At 41.0% G+C, this 20435-nt stretch carries 18 protein-coding genes; 7 read left to right on the top strand and 11 right to left on the bottom strand.

Annotation, left to right across the window (positions count from 1 at the left end; translation table 11 throughout):
- Positions 1-29 precede the first annotated feature (29 nt).
- On the top strand, positions 30-1655 hold the full coding sequence (locus PSPO_RS06970; RefSeq protein ID WP_010560154.1) for a M28 family metallopeptidase: 1626 nt from the start codon (positions 30-32) through the stop codon (positions 1653-1655).
- Between the two features lie 91 nt (positions 1656-1746).
- The gene (locus PSPO_RS06965; protein WP_010560155.1) at positions 1747-2904 is read left to right on the top strand and encodes a putative manganese transporter; all 1158 of its coding nucleotides are present in this window, start codon (positions 1747-1749) and stop codon (positions 2902-2904) included.
- A gap of 37 nt (positions 2905-2941) precedes the next feature.
- On the opposite strand, the gene PSPO_RS06960 is transcribed toward PSPO_RS06965, so the two are convergent.
- The 6 genes from PSPO_RS06960 to seqA all read right to left on the bottom strand — a co-directional run bounded on the left by PSPO_RS06960 (position 2942) and on the right by seqA (position 10276).
- Positions 2942-4498 carry a dihydrolipoyllysine-residue acetyltransferase gene (locus PSPO_RS06960; RefSeq protein WP_010560156.1) on the bottom strand — a complete coding sequence of 519 codons (1557 nt, stop codon included), beginning with the start codon at positions 4496-4498 and terminating at the stop codon, positions 2942-2944.
- Positions 4499-4507: 9 nt separating this feature from the next.
- A complete protein-coding gene (locus PSPO_RS06955) occupies positions 4508-5485 on the bottom strand; it encodes a transketolase C-terminal domain-containing protein (RefSeq protein ID WP_010560157.1) in 978 nt (325 codons plus the stop codon).
- Positions 5485-6699, bottom strand: a complete 1215-nt coding sequence (locus PSPO_RS06950) for a thiamine pyrophosphate-dependent dehydrogenase E1 component subunit alpha (RefSeq protein ID WP_010560158.1) — start codon at positions 6697-6699, stop codon at positions 5485-5487. Before PSPO_RS06950 ends, PSPO_RS06955 begins: the two co-directional genes overlap by 1 nt.
- A gap of 288 nt (positions 6700-6987) precedes the next feature.
- Positions 6988-8031, bottom strand: a complete 1044-nt coding sequence (astE, locus tag PSPO_RS06945; protein WP_010560159.1) for a succinylglutamate desuccinylase — start codon at positions 8029-8031, stop codon at positions 6988-6990.
- A gap of 58 nt (positions 8032-8089) precedes the next feature.
- A complete protein-coding gene (gene pgm / locus PSPO_RS06940; RefSeq protein ID WP_010560160.1) occupies positions 8090-9730 on the bottom strand; it encodes a phosphoglucomutase (alpha-D-glucose-1,6-bisphosphate-dependent) in 1641 nt (546 codons plus the stop codon).
- 18 nt (positions 9731-9748) lie between these two features.
- Complete coding sequence (seqA, locus tag PSPO_RS06935) at positions 9749-10276, bottom strand: replication initiation negative regulator SeqA (protein WP_010560161.1); 528 nt, start codon at positions 10274-10276, stop codon at positions 9749-9751.
- Between the two features lie 132 nt (positions 10277-10408).
- Here seqA and PSPO_RS06930 point away from each other — a divergent pair, with 132 nt between their 5' ends.
- The 5 genes from PSPO_RS06930 (at position 10409) to fur (ending at position 13096) form a co-directional block, all read left to right on the top strand.
- Positions 10409-11179, top strand: a complete 771-nt coding sequence (locus PSPO_RS06930; RefSeq protein ID WP_010560162.1) for an alpha/beta fold hydrolase — start codon at positions 10409-10411, stop codon at positions 11177-11179.
- Between the two features lie 343 nt (positions 11180-11522).
- Positions 11523-11744 carry a DUF2788 domain-containing protein gene (locus tag PSPO_RS06925; protein ID WP_010560163.1) on the top strand — a complete coding sequence of 74 codons (222 nt, stop codon included), beginning with the start codon at positions 11523-11525 and terminating at the stop codon, positions 11742-11744.
- Positions 11744-12022 carry a LexA regulated protein gene (gene ybfE, locus PSPO_RS06920; protein ID WP_010560164.1) on the top strand — a complete coding sequence of 93 codons (279 nt, stop codon included), beginning with the start codon at positions 11744-11746 and terminating at the stop codon, positions 12020-12022. Before PSPO_RS06925 ends, ybfE begins: the two co-directional genes overlap by 1 nt.
- Positions 12023-12028: 6 nt before the next feature.
- Complete coding sequence (fldA, locus tag PSPO_RS06915; RefSeq protein WP_010560165.1) at positions 12029-12556, top strand: flavodoxin FldA; 528 nt, start codon at positions 12029-12031, stop codon at positions 12554-12556.
- Between the two features lie 96 nt (positions 12557-12652).
- A complete protein-coding gene (gene fur, locus PSPO_RS06910) occupies positions 12653-13096 on the top strand; it encodes a ferric iron uptake transcriptional regulator (RefSeq protein WP_010560166.1) in 444 nt (147 codons plus the stop codon).
- 258 nt (positions 13097-13354) lie between these two features.
- On the opposite strand, the gene PSPO_RS06900 is transcribed toward fur, so the two are convergent.
- From PSPO_RS06900 to PSPO_RS06880, 5 genes are read right to left on the bottom strand one after another with little or no spacing between them, the layout of a single operon-like run.
- Positions 13355-14638 (bottom strand): sensor histidine kinase, encoded by a 1284-nt coding sequence (locus tag PSPO_RS06900; protein ID WP_021033004.1) that lies wholly within the window; start codon positions 14636-14638, stop codon positions 13355-13357.
- On the bottom strand, positions 14625-15992 hold the full coding sequence (locus PSPO_RS06895; protein WP_010560168.1) for a sigma-54-dependent transcriptional regulator: 1368 nt from the start codon (positions 15990-15992) through the stop codon (positions 14625-14627). The genes PSPO_RS06900 and PSPO_RS06895 overlap by 14 nt, the downstream gene beginning before the upstream one ends.
- Positions 15993-15998: 6 nt before the next feature.
- A complete protein-coding gene (locus tag PSPO_RS06890; protein WP_010560169.1) occupies positions 15999-18395 on the bottom strand; it encodes an ABC transporter permease in 2397 nt (798 codons plus the stop codon).
- 3 nt (positions 18396-18398) lie between these two features.
- The gene (locus tag PSPO_RS06885; protein ID WP_010560170.1) at positions 18399-19121 is read right to left on the bottom strand and encodes an ABC transporter ATP-binding protein; all 723 of its coding nucleotides are present in this window, start codon (positions 19119-19121) and stop codon (positions 18399-18401) included.
- Between the two features lie 12 nt (positions 19122-19133).
- Complete coding sequence (locus tag PSPO_RS06880) at positions 19134-20297, bottom strand: efflux RND transporter periplasmic adaptor subunit (RefSeq protein WP_233430465.1); 1164 nt, start codon at positions 20295-20297, stop codon at positions 19134-19136.
- Positions 20298-20435 lie beyond the last annotated feature (138 nt).

The raw sequence follows: 20435 nt of genomic DNA, 5'->3' as shown, positions 1-20435 counted from the left end.
TCGCCTAAATTTGTGACACAGGTTGAATTATGAAAAAACTTACGCCAATCGGTATTGCCGTCTCTTTATTGTTAAGTGGCTGTGCAACTACCAATGATCAACACGCGCTCGATGCTGCTTATAACAGCATTAATGCCGAACAACTCGGACAACATATAAAAACAATTGCATCAGATGAGTTTGAAGGTCGTGCGCCATCCACTAAAGGTGAAGAGCTCACTCTTGCCTATTTAGAAAAACATTTTAAAGCATTAGGCTTTGTAGGTGGCAACAAAGGTAGCTTTTATCAAGAGGTACCACTTGTATCAATCGAAGCATCACCTGATATGTCGCTAACCATTGATGGCAAAACATATCAATACAAAAAAGATATGGTAATGGGTACGAGTCGCATGAGCGAGCTTGAAGCCATCGAAAATTCAGAGCTGGTATTTGTCGGGTATGGTATTAACGCGCCTGAATATAACTGGAACGATTACGAAGGATTAGACGTAAAAGGAAAAACCGTCGTAATGCTGGTTAACGACCCTGGTTTTGCTACGCAAGACGAGTCACTCTTCACCGGTAATGCAATGACCTATTACGGCCGTTGGACGTATAAATACGAAGAAGCATCACGCCAAGGTGCTGCTGGCGCAATTATAGTTCATGAAACTGCCCCTGCATCGTATCCATGGTCGGTGGTTGAAAACTCATGGTCAGGCCCGCAATTTGGTTTTCAAAAAGAAAACAAGAATATGGATCGCGTAGCAGTTGAAGGTTGGATCACACTTGATGTTGCCAATGAACTGTTTACGAAAGCCGGACTTGATTTTGCTAAAGAGAAAGCAAAAGCCGCGAAAGGTGGCTACTCAATTGATATGGGTGATCTAACGGCGTCTGTAACGGTTAAAAGCGAAATTAAAAAGTCAGTTTCGCGTAATTTTATTGCTACATTGCCAGGTGCTGAAACACCTGACGAACACATTATATACTCAGCGCATTGGGATCACCTCGGCAAAGATCCAAGTAAAAAAGGCGACAACATTTATAACGGTGCGCATGATAACGCAACCGGTACAGCGGGTATGATTGAAATCGCAGAAGCATTTGCAATGCTACCTAAGAAACCTGCTCGTTCAGTCACATTCTTAGCGGTAACAGCTGAAGAGCAAGGCTTGTTGGGGGCCAAGTATTACGCAGCAAACCCAGTTATCGACGCAAATAAATCTGTTGCCAATATTAATATGGATAGTTTGAACCTGCTAGGTCGTGTAAAAGACATGAGCGTAGTTGGCGCTGGTAAATCAGAAATGGATGAGTACTTAGCACGTGCTGCTGCAAAGCAAAGTCGTACACTATCAGGCGATCCGCGCCCTGCTGCTGGTGGCTATTATCGTTCTGATCACTTTGCATTTGCACAAATGGGCATTCCAGCGATGTATTCAGGCGGTGGCACCGAAGCGATTGACGACGAAACAGCCCGTTATCGCAAACGTATGGGGCTGATTTTACGTGGATGCTATCACCAACCATGCGATCAATACCGTAAAGGCTGGGACCTTTCAGGTGCTGTTGAGGACTTACAGCTGTTTTATCAAGTTGGTTTAGATATTGCTGACAGCACGGCTTGGCCTAAGTGGTACAGTCAATCAGAGTTCCAGCGAAAAAAATAATCACTACGATTGATTAAATTAAACGGTAATGTGATTGATTCGCATTACCGTTAGTACTATAGTGAAGCTAATATTCGATTAGGTACACTATATGTTGTTTTCCCTCTCACAATTCGCGCTACCAAAACACACAATTAAAAGATCTCTCGCTTATAAACGCTTGTTTTTACCAATAGCATTGCTCTGCCTTATTTTTAATGAGTCTACCCGCGCTGTGGTGCTCGGCGCACTCGCCGATGCATTTTTACAAGTAACTATGTTTGTTGCAGTAACGCTTTATGGCTATTACTTATTGGTAAATCGATTTCCTAAACTCGAGTTGAGTTATATTGCACGGGTTGCACCAAAGCTTGAAATTCCGTTTGCCGCTTTGCTCGGTGCACTACCAGGCTGCGGCGGCGCAATAATAGTAGTAACACAATACACTAAAAAACAAGCCAGTTTTGGCTCCTTGGTAGCAGTGCTCATTGCCACTATGGGCGATGCTGCATTCTTACTTATCGCGGCAGAGCCAAAAACAGCACTGTTGGTGTTAACCACTAGTTTTACAGTTGCAACACTGTTTGGTTGGCTCGTGAATTTGCTGCACCCAGCTGATTTTCTTGCGCCAAATACACCATCACATCAACAATTACAGTGCCAAAGGTTGCCTAAGCCTATTGGTTTTATTAGCCTTCAATTTTGGCGTATTGTCGCGTTACCGATGACACTTGCCGCTCTGCTTGTCGCATTTCAATATGACTTTGATGAAAATATTAACCAAGGCTTAGGTTATATCGCTGCGGCCTGTTGTTTTATCGTGGCGCTATTGTGGGCGTGCTCATCTCCTGGTAAAAGTTATCAAGATGTCACCGCTGAAGACGACTGCAGTAAAGAAAATTTAACGACAAAGGTACTGCAAGATACACACTTTATTACCAGTTGGGTGGTGGCTGCGTTTATTGGCTATGAATTATTCGTGCTGTGGTCTGATGTGAATATAGCAGCTCTTTTTCAAAACTACGCCGTGTTACTGCCGCTTATTGCCTGCTTAATTGGTTTACTACCAGGGTGCGGGCCACAAATTCTTGTCACCTCACTTTATATGCAAGGATTAGTACCCTTTTCGGCACTTATGGCGAATGCCATTTCAAATGATGGTGATGCCCTTTTCCCGGCGATTGCACTTGCACCAAAAGCGGCGCTCATAGCAACCTTGTATACCTCCATACCTAGTTTAGCTATCGGCTACTTAATCTTCTTTTTTTAGTAAATTAAAAAAGGGGTCATGTGACCCCTTTTTTCTATTAGCTCATTGCCATTAACATGGCACTTGGCGTTTCCAAATAGTGTTTCCACAAGTTATTGAATCGTGCCATCGTTGCACCATCAATAATGCGGTGATCGCCTGACCACGATATTTGCATAATTGCACGTGATTCAACCTCACCTTTTTCATTAAAGCGCGGTAAATGTTGTAGTTTACCGAGCGCCACAATCGCAACTTCTGGCTTATTGATAATTGGTGTTGCTGTTGTGCCACCAATTGCACCAATATTTGAAATTGAAATTGTGCCGCCTTTTAAATCTGCAGGCGTTACACGGCCTTCTCGCGCTTGCTCTGTTAAGCGAGATACTTCATTGGCAATGTCCACCATATTTTTAGCTTGGCATGATTTGATATTTGGTACTAACAGGCCAAGTTTTGAGTCAACCGCCATACCTATGTTGTGATCATTAAAGTATGTAAGCTCTGTGCAATCCGCATTAACTTGCGAATTGATCACAGGGAACTCTTTTAACGCTAGAGACAATGCCTTAATAAAGAACGGCATCATGGTGAGCTTAACGCCCTGCTTTGCATACTGTTCTTTAAGACTTTTACGCAAGCTAATAAGTTCTGTTAAATCAATCTCATCGCTCAATGTGAAATGTGGAATGGTCGATACCGACTCCATCATTTGTTTCGCCATCGCAGCTTGCATACCACGAATTGGCTCAACGCGCGTTGCTTGCGTTTGTGTTGCTACTACTGGCGCTGATGTGTCGTCAGTGCGCTTAGACGCTGTACTGTCGTCATTTAAGAAACGTTTAATATCTTCTTTATAAACACGGCCATTTTTACCAGAGCCATCCACCTTCGCAATATCAATGTTATGCTCTCGCGCTAAACGGCGTACTGCTGGGCTAGCAACGGCTTTGCCGCTCGCAATAGCTTGTGATGGTGTCGCTTCAAGCTGTTTAGCTGAGGCATTTTGCTGAGCGTTCACCACTTTTTCTTGAATATTGATAACTTGTGCACTGGCAACCTGCATTTGGAAAAGCGGAGCGTGTACTTTGGCAATCTCACCTTTTTGATGGTAAAGCTTGGTTACTCGGCCCGTGTGTTTAGCAGGAATTTGTACCAGCGCTTTATCTGTCATTACATCACAAACCGCTTGGTCTTCTTTGATTTCATCGCCTTCAGCAACTAACCAATCAACAATTTCACACTCGACGATACCTTCGCCGATATCCGGTAAAATAAAATCTTCAAGTGCGGTGCCTTGTGGCGCATCGCTTACCACTGGCTGCTCAGTGCTGGTTTCTGGCGCTACTTCTTGAGGTGCACTCGTAACCGCTGCACCATCAACATCCATCGCAAAAAGCGGCGCATGCACTTTTGCTATTTCACCTTTTTGATAATACAGCTTAGTGATCACACCATTATGCACTGCAGGTATTTGTACCAATGCTTTATCGGTCATTACATCACAAATAGGCTGATCTTCAGCTACCGTATCGCCTTCGCTAATAAGCCATTCGACTACTTCGCATTCAACAATGCCTTCACCAATGTCTGGTAAAATAAAATCTTGACTCATAACCACTCCTTAAAACTGCACTGACTGCTTAATTGCTGATAACACTTTTAATGCATCAGGAATGTATTCTTTTTCCAGTGCAAGCGGATACGGTGTATCTAAACCACATACGCGACTAATTGGCGACTCTAAATGTAAGAAACACTCTTGCTGGATTGTTGCAGCAATTTCGGCACCAAAACCGCACGTAATAGGTGCTTCGTGGCTGATGATTAAGCGACCAGTTTTAGTTACTGACTTTGCAACCGTTTCAACATCCCAAGGTTGAATACTGCGTAAATCAATCACTTCACAGCTAATGCCATCTTGCTTCGCCATTTCAGCTGCTTTTTCAATGATTTCCATTTGTGCGCCCCATGCAAGCAGCGTGATGTCTGAACCTTCAGAAACCACTTCCGCTTTACCAATTGGGATAATAAAATCATCTTCTGGCACATCGCCGATAGAGGCGCGATATAAACGCTTAGGCTCAAAGAAAATAACTGGGTTATCGTCTTTAATACATGCGCGTAACAAACCTTTTGCTTGGTAAGCGTTGCGTGGCACAACCAATTTTAAACCAGGTGTATGAGCAAAATACGCTTCTGGCGATTGAGAGTGGTATAAACCACCGGCGATACCGCCACCGTATGGTGTACGAATAGTTAGCTTACCCACATTAAATTCATTACCACTGCGGTAACGGAACTTAGCAGACTCGTTTACGATTTGGTCAAACGCTGGAAAAATATAGTCAGCAAATTGGATTTCTGCGATGGCAGGTGCACCTGCTGCCGCCAAACCGTTAGCGAAACCTAAAATACCTTGCTCTGTAAGCGGCGTGTTAAACACACGGTGTTTACCGTATTTTTCTTGTAAGCCACTGGTAGCACGGAATACACCACCAAAGTAACCCACATCTTCACCAAAAATACAGGCAAGTGGATGTTCCGACATTGAAATATCAAGCGCAGAATTAATCGCTTGTAACATATTCATTTGTGCCATTATTTGATTCTCCCTGCGGTTGTCGGGTAAGCGTCTGGATGCGCTTTTACATGCTCTTTTAATGCTTCGAGTTGTTTTTCAAGTAATGGAATTGGTGTGTCGTACACATCTGTAACTAAATCTTCAATCGGTGGCTTAGCCACTTTTTCAGCTACTTTTACAGCGTCTAAAATTGCTTCTCGCAAGCTTTCATCTTCTGCGTTATCTTGCGCTTCGTCTAACCAACCTTTGCTTAATAAGTAGCCTTTAAAGCGTTGAATTGGGCATTTCGTATTGGTGCTTTCTTCTTCTTTTGAACGATAGCCCGTTGGGTCATCCGACGTCGAGTGCGCACCTAAGCGATATGCAATCGATTCAATTAATACTGGCTCACCCGTTTCTACACTGTATTGACGTGCTTTTTGCGTCGCAGCGTAAACTGCAAGCGCATCTGCACCATCAACACGTATTGTTTTGATGCCATAACCAACACCGCGGCTGGCAATACCGTCGCCGGCAAATTGCTCGTCTGCCGGTGTCGAAATTGCATAACCGTTGTTACGCGCAAAAAAGATAACCGGCGCTTTTAACACTGCAGCCATGTTCAAGCCCGCGTGAAAGTCACCTTCAGATGCAGCACCTTCACCAAAATAGCATAACGTGATGTTATCAATTTCAGAATCAAGCTCGCCCGATTGCGCATTAATGTGTGGAATTTTTTGTGAATATGCATAGCCTGTTGCTTGTGGAATTTGCGTTCCAAGAGGGGATGAAATCGTCATGTAGTGCAATTCTTTTGAACCATAGTGAATTGGCATTTGACGACCTTTACCCAAATCTTTCTCATTAGAGAACATTTGGTTCATAAACTGCTCTAAGCTAAAACCGCGATAACGCAATGCTGCTTGCTCGCGATACTGCGCCATAATCATATCGCTGTCTTTTAGCGCTGCGGCACTGGCCGTAACTGCGCCTTCTTCACCTAAACATTGCATATAGAACGAAACGCGACCTTGCCGTTGGGCTGCTTGCATACGTTCATCTAACGCACGGATGAATCGCATGGTTTTGTAAATTTTTAGTGCAGTGTCTTTATCAATGTTTGGATCTACTGCGCCTTTTACTAAATGACCATTTTCATCTAATAAACTAACAGTAGGTATGTCTAATGCGGATGGATCGATAAACTCGAGTTCCGTTGACGCATTTAACGACACATTTTGCGGGTTCGTCATAGCTTACCTCTAATGATGTAGCGCTTTAAAAATGAGTAAATATCCAATTTAGCAACATAATTAGCAACACGTTGAGATACGCATAACAGCTAGGTTATTTGAAATAAATGCATCAATTCAACTAACAATAACCATTAAACAACTAATTTATGCAAATGACTGGTATGATTAGTACATATCACCCATAAATTGGACTGATATTAAATTAAAGTTAGCTCGACTTTACGTTAACGTAAACGGATATTCAACTAATTTTAGCTGAATATCCGAAAAGGTGTGGCAAGATATTTATACAAAATCTGTTTTATTTTGTAGCGGGATAACTGTCAATAATGCGCGTTGGCCAAGTGCCACCTTTGCGTTAGGGAAAATAATTGCTTCGCCATCAACATCGGCAAAATATTCGGTATTGCCGTCGGTTGCCAATAGCGCTCCTTTGGCAAAGCCTGTAAAGTTTGCAGCGCTGTCGCTAAACGGAAAACTAAAGTTTTGCTCTGTACGATTAATGGTGCGGTATACATCGAATAATTCAAAGTCATCAAAGTTAAACGCGGGATATTGCATCTCATGTTGAGAGATCAGCTGCGTTAAGCTCTGCTTTGCCTTTTCAAAGCGTGACATATCGTTTTCGCCAAACGGCCTTACTTTACCTAGTTCGATAGTAAACGCATCGGCACCAAAGGTACTGCTAGAAAAATAGCTGAATGTGGTTGCAGCAGACTTCATCATCATTACAGTATTTACACCACAGCTTAATAAAAAGCTTAATTCTTCTTTTTTCCATGGTTTACCGTGTAAAAATGGGTATACCGCGAATTTTTCATTCTTAGAATCACGAATGGCTGTGTGTAAGTCGTAATGGATACGTTTTCTGTCTTCACCGGCCTCTTTATTAAAGAAATCACTTACGTAGTTTTCGAGTTTTGCCGCACGTATTTTTTCATTATTCTGCTCACCTGCTTTGTGTGCGCCACAAAACAAACGATTGAGGTTTTCTTCAACAAAACGCTTCGCAATATTAATAGATGCAGGGTTACCAAAAATAAACAGCACACGATGCGCTAGGGTTAATTTACCCTTGATAATGTTTTGGATTAGCTCATCGCAAATTTCGATTGGCGCAGTTTCATTGCCGTGCACAGCTGACGATAAGACAATGTCCTTTTTGCCATAGCGAGGAGGAGTAAACTCGATTACGCCGGTATCTTTAACACTAACATGAGTGCCGTTCTCTAAAGTGAACTCAAAAGGGTCTAAATGCCATTCATGATTACGGCTAATTGATAAAAAATCGCCTGAAGTTGCTAGATTTGTTGTTGTCATAATACTCATCTTTGTTCTTTACATAATAAAAAAGGCGGTAAACCGCCTTTTAAAACTTCTAATAATGTTATGAAATAACTGAATTAACTAAAGCGATGGCTTCAGTTTCAAGCTCGTTTAAATGTGCCTCAGAGACAAATGATTCAAGATAAATTTTATAGATATCTTCGGTACCTGAAGGGCGGGCTGCAAACCAGCCATTAGCCGTTGTTACCTTTAAGCCACCAATTGCCGCGCCGTTGCCCGGTGCGTGCGTTAGCTTTGCGGTAATTTCATCACCTGCTAAGGTATTTGCACTAACGTCTTCCGCCGATAGTTTTGATAGTTTGGCTTTTTGCGCCGTATTTGCAGGGGCATCTAAGCGCTTATAAAGTGGTGCACCGAATTCGTCAGTAAGTGCTTTATAATGCTGACTAGGTGTTTTACCAGTTACAGCTAAAATTTCAGCGGCTAGTAAAGCTAAAATAAAGCCGTCTTTATCGGTTTCCCAAACGCTACCGTCGCGTCGTAAAAATGCGGCTCCTGCACTTTCTTCACCGCCAAACAGTAAACTTGATTCTAGTAAACCATCAACGAACCATTTAAAGCCAACAGGCACTTCAAATACTTCACGACCGTGCTTGGCGACGACTTTGTCAATCATGCCACTGGATACCAAAGTTTTACCTACTTTGGCGTTGGCCGGCCAATCTGGGCGATGACTTATTAGGTAATCAATCGCAACAGCTAAATAATGGTTCGGGTTCATTAAACCATCGGGCGTGACAATGCCATGACGGTCATAATCAGGGTCGTTACCTACCGCAATATCAAACTTATCTTTCATGGCAATTAAGCTTGCCATTGCGTGTGGTGATGAACAATCCATACGAATTTTGCCGTCTTTATCTAACGACATAAACGAAAACTGTGGGTCAATTTGCTCGTTAACCACAGTAATATCAAGATTGTATTTTTCAGCAATGAGTGGCCAGAAATTAATACCAGAACCACCGAGTGGATCAACGCCAATTTTAATGCCTGCTTTGCTGATCGCTTGCATATCAATAATGTTAGCTAAATCGTCAATATACGGTGTCATTAAGTCTTGGTATTGAATAAAGCCCGAACGCTTTGCTTTTACAAATGGAAATAGCTCAACTTCAACCAAGTCTTCAATTAACAATTGGTTTGCTCTATTTTCAATCCATTTTGTAATGTCGGTATCAGCAGGACCACCATTTGGCGGGTTGTACTTAAAACCACCATCTTGTGGCGGGTTGTGTGAAGGTGTAATCACGATACCATCCGCAAGTTCAGCACTGTGCGTTTTATTGTGCGTGACAATCGCATGACTAATTACAGGTGTCGGTGTGAAATCATCATTTTCTTGCGTTACAACCTGCACTTCGTTCGCAACTAATACTTCAATAGCAGAGTTAAACGCAGCTTCTGATAACGCATGCGTATCTTTGCCTAAAAACAGTGGGCCAAATATATTGTTTTGTTTACGGTAATCACAAATCGCTTGCGTGATTGCCAATATATGAGACTCGTTGAATTTTGTGTCTAACGAACACCCACGGTGCCCTGATGTACCAAACGCAACAGCTTGCTCTGGGTTTTGCTCAATATCTGGTTCATACAAATAATAAGCTGACATCAGTTTAGGAATGTTGACTAAATCAGATTGTACGGCGCGCTGCCCTGCTCTTTCATGGTTTGCCATGATTCACCTTCAATATATTTATAAGTAATCGCGTAGCTTTTCGGCTTCTTCTTCACTGTAGCCTAATGATATGGCAACTTCGTGAACCATCATTTTTTTACGTGTCGTGTTTGAGTTCGTCATAACCCAATAGCCACTATCCATAATATTTTTTGGGTTAGTACTGCTACCCGATGCAATTAAATCTTCTTTATTGGTTGCAAAATAAATACGGTCGCGCCCTTTAATATCCAGTACACGATTAAAAATGCCTTTATGTGTACGATGCAGCGCAGAAAGAATAAACAAAAAGCGGCCAACCACACCTTTTTGCATTGCCAACTCTTCTTTATTAAGAATATTAAATACGTTGTCGCATTTATGTTCTTTTTGTTCTGGTTGGGCGGCTTCAGGCGCCTCTTCTTGCGTTTCTGTTACTGCCTTTTCTGGGAGTTCCGTATCCAGCTGTAACAAACGGCGCAATATTTGCGATGCACTTTCACCAATACTCTGCGTATTACTTGCTATATACTGATATAACTCGTCGTCGATTTCGATTTTTTTCATGGTTATCCTAATTGTTAGACGAATTTAGCAAAAATCCCGCATAGTATACCCAGTTTAAATTCATTTCTCTATGTTTGCTTTTTCAAGTTTCACTCGGCACAATGCAGCTTTTACATTAGCTTAGCGACCCCTATGCAATTAAATTACACTCAGCTAGGTGAGAAAACCGACGCGCTCCCAATTGTCATTATTCATGGACTATTTGGTTCAAAAGAAAACCTAAATGTAATCGCCAAACCTCTGAGCGAACAAAATTGTGTAATCAACATTGATTTACGTAATCACGGACAATCATTTCACAATAGCGAAATGACGTACACCGCGATGGCAGATGATGTTTTTAAACTATTAGATGAGTTAACTATTTCTCGTGCAATTGTTATTGGTCACTCTATGGGTGGTAAAGTCGCAATGCAAATGGCGTTAACGAATAGTAACCGTGTCGAAAAATTGGTTGTACTCGATATCGCACCAACTAAATATTTACCTCGTCATCAACAAGTATTTAATGGATTAAATAATGTGGATTTACAGGCAATCACTAACCGCAGCGACGCCGATAAACAATTGGCAGAGTACATTCAAGAGGCTGGTGTAAGGCAATTTTTATTAAAGAGCCTTAAAAAAACAGATAGCGGGTTTGCATGGCGCTTTAATTTGCCTCAACTAATTGCATCTTACGATAGTATTTTAGATAAGCCGCAAGGTGATGCGTTTAAAAAGCCAACCTTATTTATAAAAGGTGCTAACTCAGACTACATTTTAGAAGCCCATCGCGGCGAAATTGCAGCGCTTTTCCCAAATGCAAAAGCCAAGATCATCGCAGGTGCAGGTCACTGGTTACATGCTGAAAAACCAAGCCAAGTGAATTTAGCAATAGCTCAGTTTCTAAGTGCAGATTAAATAGTTTTGTTTTTATCAAGAGCCTAGCTGTTTTTAACATGCAAACGATTAGTTAGGTTCTTTCCCCCTCGATGTTTTATACATTTATTAAATTATCTATTCATTGCATTCACTAAATTCACGCTTTTATATTTGATGTTACAAACGTACACGAAATTTACAAAGCACACTAAAATGCTTTAAATACAAACCGAAAACATCCCAAGTGGATTTACTTATTTGTGATTTTGTTCGCCTTAAAAACCACACTTTTTAAAGTGGTACTATTTTTGATCTTTGATAATGTATTTAACGGCTTACTATGCTATAGTTGCGGCCGTTTTCGCGCAGATACAGAATAATAATGTTAGATAAATTATTAGATGGTATTGATATACTTGGACTCTATTTCGGCTTAGCCGGAATATTCTTTTTAATCGGTATGGCAATCCAAGACGTTTTAAAAAAAGGTGACGTTCCTAAATTTGGGCGTTACGTCGTTTGGTTAGTGCTGTTTTTAGGCTGTTCTGGGTTTATTGCGAAAGGGCTTATTCAGGTATTTTGGCAAGGTGCTGGAGTTGGATAATGGCCAAAGCGGAATCTGACAGAACGACCCGAGACTTATTTGAACACGATAAGCGACCGGGGCGTCCAAAAACCAACCCCTTACCACGAGAATTACAGCTTAAAATCAATAAGCGTAATCAGCTTAAACGTGATAAAGCACGTGGTTTAAAACGCGTCGAATTCAAGGTGTCTTCAGAGCTATATCAAGCATTAAATGATATGGCTGAAGAGCAGAACGTGAGTCGAAGCGCATTAATAGAAATTATATTACAAGAGAAATTAGCGACAAAAAGGTAATAAACTATGGCAAGCGTAGGCATTTTTTTTGGTAGTGATACAGGTAACACAGAGCACGTCGCCAAGCTAATTCAAAAAGAGCTAGGTAAGAAAATGGTAGATGTTCATGACATCGCTAAAAGCTCAAAAGAAGACATTGCTGAATTTGATTTAATTTTATTTGGTATCCCAACTTGGTATTACGGTGAAGCGCAATGCGATTGGGATGATTTTTTCCCGGAACTGGAAGAAATTAGCTTCGACGGTAAGCTAGTTGCTATTTTTGGCTGCGGCGACCAAGAAGATTACGCCGAGTACTTCCTTGACGCTATGGGCATGATTAACGATATCGTTACTGAACGTGGCGCTATTGTTGTTGGCCATTGGTCAACTGAAGGTTATGAATTTGAAGCGTCAAAAGCATTAGTTGATGACAACCACTTTGTTGGTTTAGGTATTGATGAAGACCGTCAGCCTGAACTAACAGAAAAGCGCATTAAAGATTGGTGTGCTCAAGTGTATGATGAAATGTGCTTGGCAGAATTAGAAGATTAAAGTTAAACCTGCGTTTACATTAGGCTATATCTAGTATAGCCTTACTAAAACGTCGTGCAAATATAGACAAAACAATAGAAAAACGAGACCAAGTTGATGACTGATCACAATTTAGAGCTAAAAAAAGCAGGTTTAAAAGTAACACTGCCGCGAATCAAAATCTTGGAGATTTTACAGTCGCCAGATAATCAACATATCAGCGCTGAAGATGTTTATAAAATCTTATTAGATAAAGGCGAAGAAATTGGTCTTGCCACTGTTTACCGTGTTCTTAACCAATTTGATGATGCCGGTATTGTTACCCGTCACCACTTTGAAGGCGGCAAATCAGTATTTGAACTAGCTGGCAGCACACACCATGATCACTTGGTATGCTTAAAGTGCGGTAAAGTAGTTGAATTCGAAGACGACGTGATTGAAACGCGTCAAGAAGAGATTGCTAAAGACAACGGCATCAAGCTAACAAACCACTCGCTTTATCTTTACGGTGAATGTGAAGATAAAGAAGCATGTAAAAAATATGCAGACGATAACAGCTAATTGTTAAGTCGATGATTTAAAAGCGCCAATTGGCGCTTTTTTGTTTGTATTATGTTGTTTTTATAATGCTTGTTAGCAACCAACAGGCACTTTGGTTTATCAATTGACCGCTAATTATATCAATTCTGTTAAGTATGTGATCAGCGAGAGCGCTGGATAATTGAAATTCAAACTCGGCGGAATTTTTCTTATATTGTTGCTGAACATTGATAAATTCTAATGCAGCTCGCATGATATTTAGCGCGCTAAGATGCTCAGCTACTTAAATGAATTGGTATTGTTAATAACCCGTTCTAATGCAAATTGTACCCACGCCCCACCCTCTGTGTGGTTTTGAAGTTTAAGTACCGAACCATGATTTTCAATAATTACGCGTGACAACATTAAACCAATACCATTACCCCCGCTTTTTGTTGTATAAAACGCAGTGCCGGCGTCTTCCAAATTAGAAAAGCCAGGTCCAGTATCGATTACATCAAATATAATGTCTGTATCGTTTGCGCTAAGCTTTAAAAACACATGTGGTGATGGACTAGATGCTTCACATGCATTATTAATTAAATGACAGAGCACTTGTTTTATCTGACTTATATCGAAAAAGCCAAACACGCTTTGCTCATATTGAATTTTGATGTCTGGGTAAATTGCCGTTAACTGCTCGCATAACGTATCACAGCTTTCAATGTTTTTGTGAGCCGCTGGTAATTTTGCCAGTGACACATAGTTATCCATAAACGACTTTAAATAATTCGCACGTTCATTAATTAGCGTTAATCCCGTTGCAAAACTATCCTTGTCAATGTCATTTGCGAGCCGTTTATTTAGGCTGCGCGCGACTGTGCCAATTGGCGCCAGTGTATTATTAATCTCGTGACTTAGAATACGAACAAACTTTTTAAGCGCGTCTTTTTCTTGTTGATATAAAATAGAATCCAATTGCTTTAAAACTAACAAAACGTAATTTTGTTCACCGATACGACAGTACGATTGCTCGATTAAAAATGCATGCTGTTTGCCATTAATTTTTAACGCCACTTTTCCTTGTTGTTGATTGGCTAGTAACGCCTTGTACCAAGCCCACATATTACTTTGATCACTTGCATCGAATGTTTGCGCCGCGTATTGATTTCTGAATATACAGCTGTGTTCGTTGAACACCAGCAATGCAAAATCAACCTTCTCGATTATCTGCGCTAGCAAATCTTGTTGCTCGGTTACTAACCGCTGGTCTCTTTGCATTTTAGTTGCAAGGGCATTTAAGTGTTCAACAGTGGAGCTTAGCGCGCTATCTTGTGCCTCATTTGCTCTAATTGCATACTCACCTTGGCGCAATGAAATCAATAACGTATCGATTAAATTAATCGTATTGCATTTAGCTATCGCATCGCGATAGGTCTCTATTAAAAACCATAATGCTGAGGTGAGATTTACCAATAAAATAAGCGCTAACGGGTAATCATGAGTGATCAGTAAGCCATTGACGAGTATCAATAACAGCAGGCTTGTCAGCCAGCGCCCTGAAAATGCGTTAAACCGCATCATACTTAGACATTTTGCGATACCAAGCACTGCGCGACATTCCTAAACTTTTGGCCGCTTTTGATGCATTGCCATTAAAGTGTTCGAGTCGTGATAATAACGCTTGTTCAATGACTTCATCGATACTGAGCGTCATATTAACTGTGTGTTGTACATTTGGTTTACTATTGCTTGTTGTAGCACTTAACATTAAATCTTGAGCAGTTATTTGCTGTCCATTCGCCATAAATATAACGCGCTCAATAATATGTTTAAGCTCCCTAACATTACCCGGAAAACCATAGTTAAGCAGTGCCTGTTTGGCGCATTGTGCAAGTGATAAAGCAGGCTTATCGTATTGCTTACAGAATGATGTTAAAAACTGGTTTGCAAGCGGTAAAATATCGTCTTTACACGATCTTAACGGGGGGATTTCAATTTCAACTGTGTTTAAACGGTAATATAAATCTTGGCGAAACAAATCGTTTACAATTGCCTCAGATAAATCCGCATTAGTTGCAGAAATAATACGCGCTTTATTCTCTAACACCTTGCTGCTACCAAGGGCTGTGTATTTTCGCTCTTCAAGTACATGTAATAACTTTGCTTGTGATTGTGCGGATAAGTTAGCGATTTCATCTAAAAACAAGGTGCCATCTTCAGCTAAGGTAAACGCTCCTAAACGATCTTGGCTTGCGCCAGTAAACGCTCCTTTTTTATGGCCAAACACTTCAGAGTTAAACAACTCATCACTCAGCGCCCCCATATTGAGAGCGATAAAACCGGCTTTAGAGCGATTAGAATGCTGATGAATATACTTCGCGTAATAGCTTTTGCCGGTGCCGTTTTCACCCGTTAGCAGTATATTCATATCGCTTTTTGCTAAGTTTTCGAGTTGACTCAAAACTTGCTGCTTTTGTGTACTATATGCGTGTAATGCGGATTGGTGTGCAATTGAGCGTTGTTTTTCTTGGGTTAATCGCGCTAAGTCTTGCTTATCGCGACGTGCGTTCAGCTGAAGTTTAATTGCATGAGCTAAACGTTCATCTTGCCACGGTTTTTCGATAAAATCTGCAGCCCCCGTGGTTAACGCTTTAACGGCTAAATCAAGCGTTGCCCAACCCGTCATCACAATCACAGGTAACAGCGGGTCTAGTTCTTTCAGCGCTTCAATTGCAGTTAAACCCTCTGCGCCACTGGTAGTGTTTTGGCTAAAATTCATATCAAGCAGCACTAAATCGACACTGTTTTTTGCAACATAATCGAGCGCTGTATCCGGTGAAAGCACACCGTGACAAAGATACCCTTCATCTTCTAAAAAGAACTTGAGACTCGCTTGAATATCAAGCGAGTCGTCGACAACTAAAATTGTTTTCAAGAAACCTTAATCCATTCTTAAACTTGTTGCAGGCTGCTGTTTAATAACGTGCCTTACTGGTACGTATAGTGCGAGACAAACCGCTGCAAGTACCACAACTACAGTCAATGCACCCGCCTCTAACATAATGTTAATTGGCACATTTCCTCTTAAAAAGCTTTCTGCAAGATAACATAGAATGCCAAACACTAACAACGACGTACCAATACCGTACAAAATATGCGTAATGTTCTTTTTAATAAATAACCGCATAATTTGGCTATCTTTAGCCCCAATCGCGCGGCGAATTCCTATCTCATAGCGGGATTTATTGATATTACTAATACCCATCGCATAAATACCGATTAGCGATAGCGTTAGAGCGAAACCACCTACCAGCAAAAATACATAAATAATCGCTGCAAATGATTTAATCATGGATGTGTGGTTATCGTAATGGTCGAACATGTAATACATGGTTAAATCATGAGATAATTGCATCTTAACGCGATAGAAGTCCTCTAATGCTTCATTTGCCGTGTTATTGGTCAATAATCGAATGTTTACACTGTCATCCATAAAATGGGTTTGGCGTAAACTAAAGTAAAGCTCATGGCGCGAGTCACCTGATACTCCGCTGATTTCATCTTTCGCAACGCCGATAATCTCAACACTTGGCCACATCGCGTCTTTCAACATTAATTGCGACCCGATTACATTTTGATTACCAAACAAAGCGTTAGCAAGTGACTCACTAATGATGACTACTGGTTTTGATTCACTGTTGTCATTGCTATTGAAATTTCGCCCAGTTAACAACTCTCGGGCAAACAAATGTGACTCTGCACTAATACTGATAAACTTCTCATTATAGATATCACCATTTGGGTACAGTACGTCAGCGTGTATATGCGAATCAAACACTACCGCGTCAATAATATTGCCTTGTTTTGAAAGCCCCACCGCTAACGTATTTATTAGTGTTAATTGCTCGTCGTTGGTTAACTCATCATTATTATCAAAATCTAGATAAACTGAGTAAACGCCTTTACTGAGCTCGCCATCGATATTCGTTGCAATTGAATACATCACATAGCCAACAGTACTTGCAATCATTAGCAAAAAACTCACCAATGATACTTGTACGCACAATAAGCGACGTGACATCAGTGTGGTTTCTTTACCCGTTGCGCCTCGTGTACCATCGCGCAGTACATTGCTAATATTAAACTTTGCCGATTTATATGCCGGCAGTAACACAGCAAATGTAAAAATAATGGCTAATAGTAACAGCGAGACTAAAACTGTTTGCACATTTAAATGCCAATACCACCAATACGGCATTTTTCCGCCAAACATTACATTCATGTAAAAATTCAGTATTTCTAGTCCTAACGACGTAAAGATCAAGGCAAATACCCAACTAACGATGCAATATATTAGACCTTCTGTAACATGCTGCTGGATCACACGCTTTTGTGTTGCACCGATTGCAGCGCGAATAGCAGACTCCTTTTGCTTTTCCATAATTTTCGCAAACAGTAAGTTGCCAATATTCACCCCTGAAATAAACAGCACAATCACAATACCAAACACAAACAAACCAAATACAAATACGGCTTCACCGTCGGTATTGAGTTCAACCAAAGTGAGTGACTCAATACGCACACCCTGCCCGGTTTGTTTATCACTGTCACTTACCTGATCTTTGATTGCGTTGTAAAAATAATGAGCGATTTGGGTTTCGAAGGTGCGTTCAAATTCGGCATTTGGCAACTTATAAAGAATATCGATACCATCATCAGGCTTCATATTCGCCTGCTTTAGCGGCAACCAAATCTTTGAAAAAATCGGAAAATGATTACGCTTTTCCATTACGCCAACAATAGTATGGGGCTTGCCTGCCACGTTTAACTGTTTACCAAGAATAGCGCTATCGCGCTGAAATAGTTGCTGCCACACGATATGTGAAATCACTACCACATCAGGCGCATTATTACTGTAATCGACGTTCGTAAAGCCTCGCCCAATTACCGGCTCTTGTCCCAAAAACTTAAAAAATGACGGGTCAACATAAGACGCTCGAAAATGCTTACCATAATGTTGCGTACTCAACCATAAACTGCTGCGCTTAATGGTGATCCAGCTTTCAAGTGAATTGACCTCATCCAGCTGTTTAAAGCCATCTAACATCGAATACGTAAATTCTCGTTGCGATGTTAACGAATTCCATACCTTTAAGATGCGAATGTCTTCTTTGTTGTGATTAAAACTTGAGTGCGAAAACGCGATGGTATGAATAAAGTTAAACCCTATCAATGAAATGGTTAAACTCCCTACCATAATAAAGATCATTAACAGTGAAAAACGCAGTGATTTAACGATATTGCGTAGCGCGTAGCGAAAATCTAATAACAGCCCCATAGCTTATACCTCTAACACCACTGAAGGGTTAGTATCCGAGGTTTTCTGTTTATCACGCACAATTGCACCGTCTAACATGTTCAACGTACGACTGGCATAGTGTGTTGACTCTGCATCGTGGGTTACCATACAAATTGTTTTACCTGACAGGTGTAAATCTTTTAGTAACTGCAATACTTGTTGCGCGTTTTTCGAATCTAAGTTACCCGTTGGTTCATCCGCTAAAATTAAATCAGGCTCGTTAATAAGCGCGCGAGCTACCGCAACACGCTGCTGTTGCCCCCCTGATAACTGTGAAGGAAAGTGATTAATGCGATTTTCAAGGTCAACTAACATCAACGCCTTACGCGCTTTTTCTATCATTTGTTGTTCCGAGTAGCCACCGATATAGGTCAGTGGCAACATCACATTTTCAAGTACATTTAAGTCACTTATAAGGTTAAATGCTTGGAAGATAAATCCAATATGATTAGCGCGAATATGCGCGCGTTGATCAGAACTTAAATTAACCGCTTGTTTGCCACTAATGCTGTATTCGCCATCTGTTGGCTCATCAATCAGCCCTAACACAGAAAGTAACGTCGACTTACCGCAACCAGAAGGCCCTGTTATAGCCACAAACTCCCCGGGATTAACCACTAGATTAATGCCATTAAGTGCTTGCGTTGCGATTTCATCGGTTTTGAATAATTTTTCTATGTTTTTTAAAGTAATAACTGGATTCATTGTAATTCCCTTCTAGCGTACAAGCACTTGCGTGTCGTTGGTGTATTTTTCCATATCGGAAATAATAATTTCTTGGTCGATTGTTAGCCCTGCTACAACTTCAATATAATTCACGGAGCGTTTACCAAATGTTACCGCTTGTTTGGTTGCAAGATGCTTTTCCAGCACAAATACATTGTTTGTGCTTTCGGCAATGGCGTTACGCGGTAGCGCAACAAATAGTGTATGAGTTTTAAAGCTAGTGTTAATAATGCCTTCAATATTGAGTTTATCGCGCGCTTCTGACGGAATTGCATCAATTAATGAAAGCTCAACTTCAACATGGCCGTTGTTCACTTTGGGCGATACGCGAGTGACTTGTGCATCTAAGCGAGACGTATAGGTATCAATTGTAGCCTGCTGGCCTACTTTAACGTTAGGTGCATCAAGTTCTGCTACATTTATTTTGGCAATTAGTTTGGTTTGGTCTGCAACTTCGGCAACTGAGCCAGTACTTGCCAGCTGTGTGCCTAGCTCAACAAACATATTTTGGATTTGACCAGTAATTGGTGATATCACATCTAATTGTGAAATATGTTGGCTAAGCAAACTGATTTCAGATTTTAAGCTTTGCTGCTCTGCTTGTTGCGCGTTTTGTTTTGCGGCGAGTATTTCTTTTTGCGTCGCCACTTTCGCTTTTTGTAACGCAAGTTGCTTTAAACTGCGCTTTACGGTGAATTCGCTACGCTGATGTTCAAGTTTCGAAATAGTGCTATTGCCTTGTGCGATTAAGGTTGCCTGCGCTTGCCACTCCATTGTGTTGGCTTTGTGGGCGAGGTCGGCATCATGGTAGGCAGTTTCAGCTTCTTGAAGATACGCTTTTTGCTGTGCCAACTCCGCTTTATGTTGCGCAACCATTTTAAGCAAAAGGCTATTTTTTTGAATGAGAGTCTCTTTGATTTGCGGGTTGTCTAAGCGCGCTATAATGTCGCCTCGTTTTACATATTCACCCGGTTTTACCAACACTTCAACAACCTTTCCGCCTGCATTTGTCGTTATTAAATGGCGTTTTTCAAGTGCTAAACTGCCTAGTCCTTTTACGTCTATCGCAAAATCGCCCTGTTTAACTTTTGCGACCAAGATTTCGTCTCGTTTAACCAAGTTTGACGCACCTTGGGTATAATGACGAATAAACATAACAGCGCTTAGTAACAGACACGCAAAAACTGCGTAGGTCAATGGCCTTTTAAGCTTATGTGATTTGTTCTCTATTTTTATGTCCATAAAGCATAATCCAATAATTGCATTACATGGATAATTACAATTATCAGGCCA

The organism is Pseudoalteromonas spongiae UST010723-006 (genome assembly GCF_000238255.3).
GTDB classification, from domain to species: domain Bacteria; phylum Pseudomonadota; class Gammaproteobacteria; order Enterobacterales; family Alteromonadaceae; genus Pseudoalteromonas; species Pseudoalteromonas spongiae.
This window is presented reverse-complemented; position numbering and strand designations above follow the sequence as displayed.

Excerpts from the sequence above, each read along its gene's own strand:
- PSPO_RS06960 (WP_010560156.1), bottom strand. The coding sequence starts at position 4,498 with ATGAGTCAAGATTTTATTTTACCAGACATTGGTGAAGGCATTGTTGAA.
- PSPO_RS06970 (WP_010560154.1), top strand. The coding sequence starts at position 30 with ATGAAAAAACTTACGCCAATCGGTATTGCCGTCTCTTTATTGTTAAGT.
- PSPO_RS06880 (WP_233430465.1), bottom strand. The coding sequence starts at position 20,297 with ATGTTTATTCGTCATTATACCCAAGGTGCGTCAAACTTGGTTAAACGA.
- PSPO_RS06925 (WP_010560163.1), top strand. The coding sequence starts at position 11,523 with ATGTTAGATAAATTATTAGATGGTATTGATATACTTGGACTCTATTTC.
- fldA (WP_010560165.1), top strand. The coding sequence starts at position 12,029 with ATGGCAAGCGTAGGCATTTTTTTTGGTAGTGATACAGGTAACACAGAG.
- fur (WP_010560166.1), top strand. The coding sequence starts at position 12,653 with ATGACTGATCACAATTTAGAGCTAAAAAAAGCAGGTTTAAAAGTAACA.
- pgm (WP_010560160.1), bottom strand. The coding sequence starts at position 9,730 with ATGGCAAACCATGAAAGAGCAGGGCAGCGCGCCGTACAATCTGATTTA.
- astE (WP_010560159.1), bottom strand. The coding sequence starts at position 8,031 with ATGAGTATTATGACAACAACAAATCTAGCAACTTCAGGCGATTTTTTA.
- seqA (WP_010560161.1), bottom strand. The coding sequence starts at position 10,276 with ATGAAAAAAATCGAAATCGACGACGAGTTATATCAGTATATAGCAAGT.
- ybfE (WP_010560164.1), top strand. The coding sequence starts at position 11,744 with ATGGCCAAAGCGGAATCTGACAGAACGACCCGAGACTTATTTGAACAC.
- PSPO_RS06965 (WP_010560155.1), top strand. The coding sequence starts at position 1,747 with ATGTTGTTTTCCCTCTCACAATTCGCGCTACCAAAACACACAATTAAA.
- PSPO_RS06950 (WP_010560158.1), bottom strand. The coding sequence starts at position 6,699 with ATGACGAACCCGCAAAATGTGTCGTTAAATGCGTCAACGGAACTCGAG.
- PSPO_RS06955 (WP_010560157.1), bottom strand. The coding sequence starts at position 5,485 with ATGGCACAAATGAATATGTTACAAGCGATTAATTCTGCGCTTGATATT.
- PSPO_RS06885 (WP_010560170.1), bottom strand. The coding sequence starts at position 19,121 with ATGAATCCAGTTATTACTTTAAAAAACATAGAAAAATTATTCAAAACC.
- PSPO_RS06930 (WP_010560162.1), top strand. The coding sequence starts at position 10,409 with ATGCAATTAAATTACACTCAGCTAGGTGAGAAAACCGACGCGCTCCCA.
- PSPO_RS06900 (WP_021033004.1), bottom strand. The coding sequence starts at position 14,638 with ATGATGCGGTTTAACGCATTTTCAGGGCGCTGGCTGACAAGCCTGCTG.
- PSPO_RS06890 (WP_010560169.1), bottom strand. The coding sequence starts at position 18,395 with ATGGGGCTGTTATTAGATTTTCGCTACGCGCTACGCAATATCGTTAAA.